This is a genomic window from Xanthobacter cornucopiae, from assembly GCF_043195065.2.
Lineage (GTDB): Bacteria > Pseudomonadota > Alphaproteobacteria > Rhizobiales > Xanthobacteraceae > Xanthobacter.
Genome location: NZ_CM195531.1, coordinates 462,398 through 474,402, shown reverse-complemented (window position 1 = coordinate 474,402; position 12,005 = coordinate 462,398). Strand labels below are relative to the sequence as shown.

Sequence of the window (12,005 nt, the reverse complement as noted above, 5' to 3'; positions counted from 1 at the left end):
CGGTTCCCCCGCGGCCCGGGCGCGCTCAGCCCGGTGCCCGCGGCCGGCGCGGGGCGCGCGGGTCCGGCCGGTCGCCAGCGGCCAGCGCCTTCGCCTGGCCGATCCAGTCTTCCCGCTCGATGCGGCCGGGAAAGGCCAGATAGCTTCCCACCCACGCTGCTTCATCCGGCGTCCAGGCGGCGATCTGGCGGAAATGGAAGATGCCGAGCCGCTGCAAGCGCTGCTCGTTCTGCGGCCCGATCCCCTTCAGCAGCTTCAGGTCGTCGGCGACGCCTCCGTCCGGCGCCGCCAGCACTGGCGGCGGCACGCCCGGATGAGCGCCCCGGTCCTCCGTCCGCCGCGAGGGCTCCGGCTCCTGGTCCTCCGCCTCCACGATGGCGCCGGGCGGGACCTTCAGCAAATGGCCGAACACATCCGCCACCGGCTCCCGCAGCGGCGGCAGCGCCGGTGGCCCGGCCGGACTCGGCACCGGCTCGGAGCGGATGGACATCCCCTCTCCCGGGTCGCCCGCCTGCCCCGGCGCCACGGCGGCCGTCGCCTCGGCCGGCGACGCGCGGCCTCCGGCCCCGGCCACCGGAATGGACCCGGGCGCCGCTCCGCGCCGCGAGCCACGCAGCCACAGCCCCAGGGCCAGCCCCAGCAGGAAGGCCGCCGACAGCAACAGCAGAACATCCCAGTTGAAGGCCGTCATGGCGTCCCTCCCGTCTGCTCCCGCCGCAGAAAATAACCGGTGACCACACCGATGCCGAGCGCCGCCAGCAGATGGGGCCACAGCGACAGGGCAAGATAGATCATGGCGCCCGCCCCTCCTTCACCACGAACACGATGCGCCGGTTCTGGGCACGGCCGGCGTCCGTGTCGTTGCTCGCCACCGGCTGGGTGGCACCATGCCCCGAGGCGGCGAGACGCTCATGCGCGATCCCCGCCTCCGCCAGGAACGCCACCACAGCGGCCGCCCGCGCCTCCGACAGCCGCAGGTTGGCCGCCGCCTCCCCCACGTTATCCGTGTGGCCCGACACCTCCACCACGCTCGCCGGGCAGCGCTGCAGCGCGAACACCAGCCGGTCCAGCAGCCCCAGAGAGTGCTGGTCGATGCGGGCGCTGCCGGATTCGAACAGGATGGTGCCGCGCCCCATGAGGTCGGAGAGGAGGCCCTGGCACTCCCGCGCGCCCACCAGGGCTCCGGGCGCTGCCACATCAAGCACCGCCTCCGCGGCGAAGGGGGGCTTGAGGGCACGCTTCAGCTCATCCTCGATCTCCCGCGCGGCCCGCCCGCCCAGGGCCGCCCCGGCCAGGCGCAATTGCGTGTCGGCCAAGGTCAGCTCGCCATTTGCCACCCGAGACAGCTGCGCCAGCCCCGCCAGCGCCGCCGGCAGGAAGCCCGCGGGCGCACCGCCGCCGATGGCGGACAGATCGTTCACCTTCTCCTTCAGGAAGTCGCGTTCCAACGCCGCCAGCAGCGCCTGATGGGTCTTCTCGTCCGGATAGAAGCCCGACATGGTGAGTGTATCGCCATCGCGACGCACCGCCAGCACATAGGGCGAGATGCGCGGCGGCTCCACCGCGCCGGCATCGGCCGCGAGCCCGGCGGGCACCGCCTTCATGGCCTGGGTCAGCGACTGGAAAGCCGCCGAATCCAGCGCCTCCCCACTGAGGCGAAGAGTGGCGCCGCTGGCGGAAACCGTGCCGATCCTCAACCGCGCCAGTTGCGCCACCGCGAAATTGGCTCCCGCCCCCCAGATCTCGGCCGGCGGCCCGCCGGAGGCGAGGCGCATCTCATCGCGCACCGGTACCCCGGGAAAGGCGCTGCGCACCGCATCCAGAAGCAGCCGGCGCGCTTCCTCCGAAGGAACATAGCCTTCGAGGCGCACGCTGTCGGCGGTGCGCTGCAAGTCCCAGGTGAAGGGCACGGCGCGCGGCGCTTCCACCGCGAAGCGCGTCACCTGGAAGCTCTCGGGCGGCGTCCTGCGCGCGGCGGACAGCGCTTCGAAGGCGGAGAAGGTGGCCGCCTGGCCCTCGACGGTGATGGTGCTGTCGGCCACCGTCACCTGAAGCTGCGGCGTCTCCGCCAGGAGGCGGGCGGCATAGCGCACCGCCTTCAGCCAGAGATCGGTGCTGGGGGCGCCGTCGGCGAGATGGGTGTCGTCGCGCACGCGAACGCCCGGAAGCTCCGCAGCCAGCGCCTTGGCCACTTCCGCGTGCGCCGCGTCCGAGGGAAAGAAGCCGGACAGCCGCAGCATCTCGCCCTCCCTGCTCGCCGACCAGACGAATGGCGAAGCCACCGGCGGCCGCACGGCGAAACGGGCCAGCGTCAGGCCCTGGGGGAGCGGGCCGCGCACGGTGGCGGCAATGGAGTCGTAGGTCGCCAGATCCGGCGCCCGCCCCTCGATGGCCAGCGCCCCATCGGACAGCGTGACGCGACCGGAGGGCAGCCGATTGAGCTGCCCCAGAGCGAATTCCACCAGCCCCGCGAAGTCGCCGGGGGGGGCGCCGCGGGCGCGCACCAGCCGGTCCTGGCCGGTGATCCCGTTCCCCGACGCCTTCACCATCGCCACGATCCGCGCCAACGCGTATCGCGACGGAACGTAGCCATCGAGGGAGATCATGCGCCCGTCCTTGACGGCGCTGAAGGTGAAGGGACGCCGTTCCGGCAACAGGGTGGTGGCATCGCGCACCGCGCGCACCCCGAACAATCCCTCCAGCGAGGCGCGGACCTTGAGCCGCGCCTCCTCCGCCAGGGCTTCGCCCTCCAGCGTCGCGTCACGCCCCTCGAATCGTGCGGTCGCCCAGGATTCGCCGGTGCGCGCGAGCACGGCCTCCGCGCTGCGGGTGAGGTCGTCCTCGATCGGCCTGCGCGCCGTGGCGATGGTGAACGCCGCCAACCCCGCCAAGGCTGCAAGACCCAGAAGCAGCACCCAAAACCGCCATCGCGAGCGTCCCGCCGACGCCCCCGCCGGCGGCCCCCCGGTGCCGGCGGCCCCTCCGCCGCCTGCCCCCTCGCCCGGCTTATCGCCCACCATCAACCCGTCTCTCCCCGCTCGCTCCGCGACCCGGGAGAGAGTTCAGCACATTTGGCCGCCGCTCCGAAAGCCCGGGGAGTGACGCACAGATGAGCCGACCCGCCCCAAACGCGACGGGCCGCCCGGAATATGCCCGGGCGGCCCGTCGTGTCCCACCTGGAAACCGTGCTGATCGCCTCAGAACTCGCGCTGGGCGAACAGCAGAACCCGGTTGGCATCGGTGGAGCCGCGGCTAGCGCCGAAGCCGGTGTACACGTAGTCGTTCGCCTTGTTGTAGGTAAAGTCATACTGCAAAGCGAAGAACAGATTCTTCACCGGGGCAAAGCCCACGTAGCCACCCACATTGGCGTTCTCGCCGCCCGAAGCACCATAGACGGCCTCCGCAACGGAATTGTTATAGTCATAGGCGGCGTAGCCGCCGAACACGGCCGTGCTCCACTTCTCGTTCCAATTGTGGAGCAGCGAGGCGGTGGCGTTCCAGCCGCTGACCTTGCTGACACCGCCAAGGCCCTGGAAGCCATCCGGCGCCGCATACTGGCCCGAGGGGTCCTGCAGGCCGAGATAGGACACCGCGCCATCCACATAGGCCGCCTGCAGGTAGAGCGTATCCCCCTCGCCCAGCGTCGGCAGCTTGAACATCAGGCCAGCCTGCAGCGCATAGCCCCAGGTGTCGGTGGTGCCGGACTGCGGGTTGAGATAGTTGACCGCGCGCACCTGATGCAGCGCACCGGAGATCTGCGCCTGGCCCCACTCGCCCGTATAATTCAGGTTGCCGACGATGTCGGGCACCTGGATGCCGGCCTGGTAGTCGTCCAGTACGTTCGCGGCCGCCGGGTCGTTGGGGGACACGCCCGAGTTCCGGTCCGCCGCGTCTTCCAGCGAAACGGAGGCGCTGAAGCCCTGGCCGAACTCCGCCGTATAGGCGATGAGGTTGAGGCGCACGTCATCGCCGATGGTCGCCGGATCAGTGCCGAGCACGTTGGCATTGGCATAGAAATCGAAGAACGACTGAGCGTGGCCGAAGGTGAAGCCCGCGAACTGGATGTAGGCGTTCCAGACCTCGATCTCGTTCTTTGCCGCGACACCATCCGACCACGGATCGGAGGTGCGCCACTTGAAGCGGGTCTCCAAATAGGACCGCAGGGTACCGTATTCCGTTTCCGTGCGCGCATCGAGGATGACGCCGCCGGTGGCGATGGAATAGGTCTTGTCGTTCTCGGCCGGGTAGTCGGAATAGGTGTTGTAATAGCCTTCCGCCCACAGATAGCCGCCCACGCGCAAGCAGGTGTCAGTGCCGGGGATATAGAAGAAGCCCTCGCCCTGCGAGAGGCACTGCTTCAGATAGGTCGGCTGCGCCTTCTTCAACAGCAGGTCGGCCGCCTGGACCGGCATCGCCGCCGCCACCACGCCCAGCCCCCCAACGGTCGCGGCCAGCACACCCGACGCACCAAACAGCCGCAAACGCGGGAGATGCAGGGCAAGACTCATATCGGACCCCCAATTGATATATTATATCATCTACCGTGTGCCACAAAGGGCGCACGGCGGCAAGCTGGACCTCGCGACTTTCGAGACCCTCGCCCTCCGGCCCCGCCGCGAGCGGCGTCCCCGGATCGAACGGCAGGCGCGCACCCCAACTCAAAACCCTTGGGAGTCCACTGAAGGACAAGAACGCGTCGTTTTTACTTTTAACCGAGACCGCACCAAATGGAATAGAAGCGTCGCTACTATGTTCCTATTCTAAACTATACCGCAGCCGAATGACGAACATTTGCAGACAAAGAAAAACCCCAGCGGTTGCCCGCCGGGGTTCTTCCTCGATACGACTGATACGAAGATCAGAAGTTACGCTGAGCGCGGATACCACCCGACCAGATGTCGGTGGAGCCACCGATCACACCGACCGCCTGACCGGCGCTGTTGTAGGTGACCTGCAGCGGGTCAGACGCCTCAACCTTGGTGTAGAGGATCTGCGCGCCGAGATCGAGGTTCTTCACCGGCGACCAGATCAGGTCGGTACCGACCTGCCACAGGTTGGCGCTGGTGGTGGCCACGACGGTCGAGTCGGGGGTGTTGATGTCGGTGTAGCCACCATAGACGATCGAGCGCAGGCCCGGGGTCCAGAAGTGACGCAGCTGAGCCTGGATGGCCCAAGCTTCCACCTTCGAGTAATCGCCGAAGGCATTGGTGCGCACGGCGTCGGCCAGCGGCACGTAGGCGCCGGAGAGGCCGCCGTTCGAGCCGACGGTGATCTTGCCCCAGCCGCTGGCGGTGCCCTGAACGTTGCCGCTCACGCCGGCATAGTTGAGCGCGCCGTCAGAGTAGTTGCCCTGGATGAGGAGGCTGTCGCCAGCCGCCAGGAAGGGCAGCTTGAACTCGGCCTGAGCGCCGATGGCCCAGCCCCAGCTGTCGGTGGAGGAATCACCCACCCAAGCGCCGGGAGGCGAATACTCGAGGGCATTGACCTGATGCAGGGCGCCGGAGAGCAGGAAGGTGCCCCACGCCTGATCGAGGCGGATGTTGGCGACGATGTCAGGAGCGGTCTGGCCGCCCTGGTAGTTGGAGTAGCTGAGCGAGCCGCTGTAGCTGGTCAGATACGGGGTGAAGGGGTTGCTGTTGAAGGCGGCAACCGAGATGCCGCTGGCGGTGGTCGCCTGCACGCCGGTGGTGCGGTTGGCGGCGTCTTCCAGCGAGATGGTGGCCGAGAAGCCGTTGCCGAACTGCGCGGTGTAGGCCAGGACCGAGGTCCAGGTGTTCGAGCCGGCGAACAGCGTGGTCATCGTGTAGTTGGTGCCCAGCTCGAAGAACGACTGGGTATAACCGGCGGTCAGGCCGGCGAACTGCACGAACGCGCGCTCGAAGTAGAAGGCGTTGTTCGGGCCCGAACCGGCGCCAGCCTGGGAGTTCCACTCACCGCCGAAGCGGACGTAGGAACGCAGGGTGCCGTAGTCGGTCTGGGTGCGGGCGTCGAAGTCCACGACGCCACGGGCGCGGGTCAGGTAGTCCGCATCGTCGTTGTCACGGAAGGGGAAGGCGAGCGCACCGGCGCCGGGGCCGTTGAAGCCCGCGCCAGCGGTGGTCGCGATGTCGGGACGGAAGGTGCCGACGGCGTTCACATAGGTGTCGAAGCGGGCATAGCCGCCGATCTTCAGGCAGGTGTCGGTGCCCGGGATGTAGAAATAGCCAGCGCCGTAAGCGGAGCACACCTTGACGTACTCGACCGCCTTCGCCTTGACAGGCAGATCAGCAGCATGGGCTCCAGCCACCGCGACGAGACCCGCCGCGCTGCCGAGGAGAAGGCTCTTCACCATCTTCATCGTGACCTCCAAGTTTTGTTCCGAGAGAGCGAGCGCCGCTTCGCCGGTGCGATTGCACGTTTGAGAGGTTCTTGCCCCGTTTCCCATCCCGCTCCCGCAGTTCCGTTTCCGAACGTGTCAGCAGCAATCAGGTCGACCGGGGACTGCCCCCCTTCGTCGCAAAGCCAACATACAAAAGGCGGATCAGCGATCAATCGGAAGCACTCCAAACGGCGGCCTCCGCAGCCTGTTTTCCGGCAGGTGTTGCAAGAAGGGCACGGCTGAAAAACGCCATCATATTACCTCCGATGAGTCCCCGGAAAACCCGGGTAACCAATTGTTTCTGCTTTATAAGAAGTTAAACTCCCGGGGCCGTCAGGGGGCCTTGGAGCCCCCGTCGGGCGGTCGCTGCGGGCCGTCGGGGGGATACCCGAGCCAGGGCTCCAGCGCGCCTGCCGGATGGTCGAAGCCCGCCACACTGACGCCGATTCACCGCCCGATCGGGTGACTCGCGGACGGCATCCGTCGCGAGGGAAGGATGCGGGCGGCGCCTCCCGGCCTCCTCCCCTCGCCTCGCGCGTCACGAGGGGCGGGCATGGCCTGCCCGGCGCGCCAGAGGGCGCGGCATGGGCCTGGGCCCGCCCACCGGCGCGGTGGCGATCCAGATCACGTGCCGGGCCCCGCCGCCCTTGCCGTTCGCCCGCGTCTTCACCTCATCCACCTGGAATCCGGCACGGCGCAGGCGCTGGGTGAAATCACGGTCCGGCGCAGACGACCACACCGCCAGCAGGCCGCCGGGACGCAGCGCGGCACGGGCGGCCTGAAGACCAGCGGCGTCGTAGAGGCCGTCGTTCGCCGCCCGCATCAGCCCGCCCGGACCATTGTCGACATCCAGCAGGATGGCGTCATAGGCGGCGCGGCCGGAGCGGATCGCGGCGCTCACATCGTCCTCCACCAGCGTCACGCGCGGATCAGTGAGGCTGGCGCCGAACAGCGCCGCCATCGGCCCGCGCGCCCAGGCGACCACCGCCGGCACCAGTTCCACCACCACCACGCCCGCATCCGCCCCCAGGGCACCCAGCGCCGCCCGCAAGGTGAAGCCCATGCCGAGACCGCCGATGAGCAGGCGTGGCGCGCGGCGCGATCCAAGCCGGGCGCAAACCAGGGTGGCCAGCGCCTGCTCGGAGCCGCTCAGGCGGCTGTTCATGAGCTCCGTGGCGCCGGACATGATCGAGAATTCGTCGCCCCGCCGCATCAGGCGCAGGTCGCCAAAGCCATCGGGCACTTTCGCGGTGTCGAGCAAGGACCAGGGAATCATGGGAGAACTCGTCGGACGATGGGCATCATCGCCTATGGCCCGCCACGCCCGGACGAACAAGGCCCGCCGATGCCGCGCAGTCGCGGCGCGAGATCCGGCCATCCGTGATGAAGCCAATCCACTGGACGGGACACGGCATGCAGCGGAAACGGAGGCCGCCGGCAAGTCGTTCGCCAAGGGGCCCAGCCGCCCGGAGAGAGCCGGCGGAGAGCGCGGCAAGCCATTACTATTTAATGATTTTTATTTTACATTCCACTTATGTGGCGCCCTTCCGAGGATGGTGCCTCGCCGAAACGGGTCCCAGCACCGGGACCAAGGAGACGGACCAGGCCAGCTAAATCGGTTGAACACAAAGAAGGTCGCGGCGGTCCGCGAGCCGGGCGGGACGGTGCGCGCCGTCCGTGACCCCACCGCCGACACGAAGGCGACTTGGGATCCGGCGCTCAGAGGCAGGTCGCGTGCCGCACGTCCGCGGCGCCGCGCAGGTTCGCCATGAGATCAACAAGGCGCAAGCGTGAAACTGGAAACCCGCGGCACACGTCCTCTCCGCACTGCACAATTCCGCCTTCCCGCATATCGGCGGGCTGCCGACGGGTGGGATCATCTCGGCGCACGCGCTGCGATGCCCCGAACCGATCCGGACAACGCAGCGAGCCGGACGCGGAAGATGAAATCCATATGACGCAGGCGTGTGGGCGGCCCGCACCGCTCGCATGAAGGGCAAGACAGGGCCACCTTATACCAAAGGCCCATGGGCTTGGCTCATGGGCCTTTGGTCAAGCCCGCGCGGCGCCTGAGCGGACCCCCTTGGCACCGGTCGAAGACCGGGGCCGATGGTATGAGCCGCTGCCCCAATGCTGCGGCGCTCCTGCGCGCGGCTCTCTCGCGAGGAAAGCTCGATCGTCGGGCGCGGCCATCTCGACAGGTTGAGCTAATGCTACTCGTGAACGCTCGCCCGGCAGTGGCGGGGTTCAAAAGCAGCTGCGCCGCCCCGGAAGGAAAATCGGGGATCACCTCCCCGCCGTGGGTTCGACACCAGCGTTCCCGCAGCACGTCTATAGAGGGGGCGAGCGCACCTTGGTGCGGGTCAGCCTGTTCCGCAGCCTCGCCGTTCCCGGCAAACGCCGCGACGGCATCCACCGCAAGGTCCTCGTCCGCCGCATATCGGGGCCCAAGCGCATGCGCCCCCAGCCCCATGCGCTTGGGAGGCGGATTGGCGACCTCTCCTGGGACAGCCTTATCCGCCATCACCAGACGGCCGGGAGGGGGAAGCCTCCTTGCGAGACCTGCGGGGTTCCGCAGGAGCCGGAACCGGCCGCGGCTATGCCGGCAGGACGACCACCTTCGTCTTGACCGGCGTGCGCGCGTACAGATCTATCATGTCCTGGCTGAGAAGACCGACGCAGCCACTTGTGACGCCCGTCCCGATGGATTCGGGATCACTGGACGCATAGATGGTGTAGAGCGTGTAGGCGCCGTTCTGATAGAGATAAAGCGTGCGGGCGCCAAGCGGGTTTTCAAGGCCGCCCGGCATGCCGCCGGCATATTTGGCCGCCTCGGGCTGGCGCTGGATCATCTCCTTTGGGGGGGTCCATGTCGCCCATTCGGCTTTGCGCCCCACATAGGCGTCACCGCTCCACAAGAAGCCGGCGCGGCCGACATTGGCGCCATAGCGGGTGGCCTGCCCCTCTTCTTCGACGCGGTAGACATAGTAGTTGCCGGGATCGACGATAATCGTTCCGGGCGCTTCCTTGGTTTCGTAGCGCACCGTCCGGCGATAATATTTGGGATTGACCTTTCTGACATCTGCCGCAGGAATCGGAAACTTCTCGTTTGGCACCGGCCCGTAGACCTTTTCCGCCTCGGCGAGGCTCATGCCGTCGGGCGACGCGCAACCGGCCAGCCCGATCGCACCGAGCCCGATGGCGGAGCCGAACAGAAACGAGCGACGGCTGAGCACTGCCGAGCGAGACCCTGGGACGGCGAACTCGTCACGTCCGCCAGCGGCGGTATTTCCAGCATCCATGATCATGATCTGGCTGTGTCCCATGTCCTTTTGCCCGACGAGAAGATACGCCGCACATACCCGCTGGGCGTCTTGCTGGGCGGAGATTGCCGCCACAGGGCTCAACTGGCAAGCTCCGGCCCTGGCTGCGGGGCCCGCCATGTACGAAAGTCGAGCGCACCAGCCGGTCTCGCAGCCTCGCTTCACTGTAGCGTCAACCAGAACATGCCGATCATGGCATCACTCGGGCCGGTGGCGCCGCGACTCATTCGACCAGCCTTCCAGGCCAGAGCGGACGGGATGCCCGGCAGGGGAGCATGCCTCCTGCATCTGGCGGAGCGCCACCTTGCTGTCGCAGCCTTGCCCCCTGAAGGATGCGCGCCCGCGGCGTCTGGTGGAGCGGGGCGACGCGGGGCCGGGAGCGCCATGGGTCAACCCATGAGCCGTGCTCGCGCGACCGCCGCGCGCACGGCCGATGGCCCGGGCGCGTTGCCCTTGCCGCCAGAGGCCAAGCGGTCGGCCTTGACCACCGAGCTGTCGGCCAGAATCCGCGCGGATGGCCCTCCGGTTCCAACGAAGGTGTGGAAGAACCCGCCCCCTTGGCCGCCCGGCGGGCAATGGCGATTGCACGGGGTTTCGCGGGCCTGGGCATCGCTCCGCTGCCCGCCCCGGACTTCAGCATATGGATGCTGTCGTGGATCACCCGGCGGTCATAGACCCCTGCTTGCCGCGCGTGTTCCAGCCAGGGCAGGTCCGAATTCCGCACCCAGTATTCTGGAATGATGGCCCTGCAACCTATGTTCAACACCAGCCACGTCATACCATCGGCCGAGGTCTTCAGCCGGTGCCACGCGGGTCCGCTCAAGCGCCGCGCGGGCTTGACCCGAGCCCCCACGAGTCCCGCTCACAGGCCTTTGGTCTCACGGGGTCAGCCCTCCATGGCCGGGACCCACGCCTGGGGTTATAAAATATAAGTTGCCAGAATTTTATTTGGAATTTAAGTGCGCCCGTACTCCATTGCGATAAATTTTCTTCATTCACGGGACGATTTATTGAAAATGAAATAATTACATTCTAATATAAAATACAAAATGGTGATAATCATTGGCGGATGGAGTCGGATGATCTGCGTTCATCGGTGTTTGCGCCCGCGTGTCCGGGCGGCCGTCGGGATGGTGGCGGCGACGCTCCTTCTGAGCGCCTGCAATGACGACAACAGCTATGTGGCGCCGCCTCCCGTGAAGGTCACCGTCGCCCAGCCCATGGTGGCGACAGTTCCGCTTTATGTTGAGTTCACCGGCAACACCGCCGCCTCGGCCACGGTGGACCTGGACGCGCGGGTGCAAGGCTACCTCACCGCCATCAACTATGTCGATGGCGAGGCTGTGAAAAAGGGCCGCGTGCTGTTCGAGATCGAGAAGACGCAATATCAGGCGCAGGTGGAGCAACAGCAGGCCCGGCTGGAATCCGCCCAGGCCACCGCCGCCAATGCGCTGCGCGGAAATGACCGGCAAGCCGCGCTGGGGGAGCGGCAGGTCGCGAGCCAAAGCAAGGTGGAGGACGCGCAGACCGCGCTGGCCACCGCCAACGCGGACGTCTCCTCCGCCGAGGCTGCCCTGAAGCTCGCGGAAGCCTCGCTCGCCTACACCACCGTCACCGCGCCGTTCGACGGGGTGGTGACACGGCATCTCGTGGACGTGGGCGCGCTCGTGGGGTCTTCCGGCCCCACGAAGCTGGCGCGCATTCTTCAGGTGAGCCCTCTTCTGGTCTATTTCAACATCACCGAGCAGCAGCAGATCGAGCTGCGCGACAGCCTCGCCAAGGCGGGGAAGACCCTGAAAAGCCTGCGCGGGGACAAGCTTGAGATGCCGGTCGAGGTCCTGCTCTCCTCCGGCGCGGCAGAGGCCTACGAGGGGCGGGTCGACTATGTCGCGCCCCAGGTGGACGCGCAGACCGGAACGCTGGAAATGCGCGCGGTGCTGGAGAATACGGACATATCCCTGGTTCCCGGCCTGTTCGTGCGGGTCCGCCTGCGGGTGGGCGGCATCGAGAACGCGCTGCTCGTCAACGACACGGCAGTGCTGTCCAATCAGGCCGGCAGCTATGTGAAGGTGATCGGCAAGGACAATGTGGTGGAGCAGCGGCCGGTGACCACAGGCCCGGTGGAAGGCCAGCTGCGGGTCATCACCGGCGGGCTTTCGGCGGACGACAGGGTCGTTGTCGGCGCGATCCAGCGCGCCGTGGTTGGCAACACGGTAACGCCGGTGGCCGGCGCCATGGCCGGCCTGCCGGCGGGCCTCGCACCGAAGGAGAATGCCGAGGTTGCCGCTCCTTCCGCCTCGCGTTGATGCCATCGGCAATTTTCG

6 protein-coding genes and 1 pseudogene are annotated in these 12,005 nt (G+C 67.4%); 1 reads left to right on the top strand and 6 read right to left on the bottom strand.

Features of this window, described 5'->3' with window-relative positions; all coding sequences use genetic code 11:
• Nucleotides 1-25: 25 nt before the first annotated feature.
• The 6 genes and pseudogenes from V5F53_RS02115 to V5F53_RS02090 form a co-directional block, all read right to left on the bottom strand.
• Nucleotides 26-268, bottom strand: a pseudogene (locus tag V5F53_RS02115) (helix-hairpin-helix domain-containing protein); the annotation flags it as partial.
• Between the two features lie 523 nt (nucleotides 269-791).
• On the bottom strand, nucleotides 792-2,915 hold the full coding sequence (locus V5F53_RS02110) for an OmpA family protein (protein WP_393996822.1): 2,124 nt from the start codon (nucleotides 2,913-2,915) through the stop codon (nucleotides 792-794).
• Nucleotides 2,916-3,197: 282 nt separating this feature from the next.
• Nucleotides 3,198-4,508 (bottom strand): porin, encoded by a 1,311-nt coding sequence (locus V5F53_RS02105; RefSeq protein ID WP_393996821.1) that lies wholly within the window; start codon nucleotides 4,506-4,508, stop codon nucleotides 3,198-3,200.
• A gap of 350 nt (nucleotides 4,509-4,858) precedes the next feature.
• The gene (locus V5F53_RS02100; protein WP_393996820.1) at nucleotides 4,859-6,337 is read right to left on the bottom strand and encodes a porin; all 1,479 of its coding nucleotides are present in this window, start codon (nucleotides 6,335-6,337) and stop codon (nucleotides 4,859-4,861) included.
• A gap of 559 nt (nucleotides 6,338-6,896) precedes the next feature.
• Nucleotides 6,897-7,634, bottom strand: a complete 738-nt coding sequence (locus V5F53_RS02095; RefSeq protein ID WP_393996819.1) for a spermidine synthase — start codon at nucleotides 7,632-7,634, stop codon at nucleotides 6,897-6,899.
• A 1,321-nt stretch (nucleotides 7,635-8,955) separates the two neighbouring features.
• Nucleotides 8,956-9,666 (bottom strand): L,D-transpeptidase, encoded by a 711-nt coding sequence (locus tag V5F53_RS02090; RefSeq protein WP_445329444.1) that lies wholly within the window; start codon nucleotides 9,664-9,666, stop codon nucleotides 8,956-8,958.
• A gap of 1,145 nt (nucleotides 9,667-10,811) precedes the next feature.
• Between V5F53_RS02090 and V5F53_RS02085 the strand changes: the two genes are divergently transcribed.
• On the top strand, nucleotides 10,812-11,987 hold the full coding sequence (locus V5F53_RS02085) for an efflux RND transporter periplasmic adaptor subunit (RefSeq protein WP_393996818.1): 1,176 nt from the start codon (nucleotides 10,812-10,814) through the stop codon (nucleotides 11,985-11,987).
• The last annotated feature ends 18 nt before the right edge of the window (nucleotides 11,988-12,005 follow it).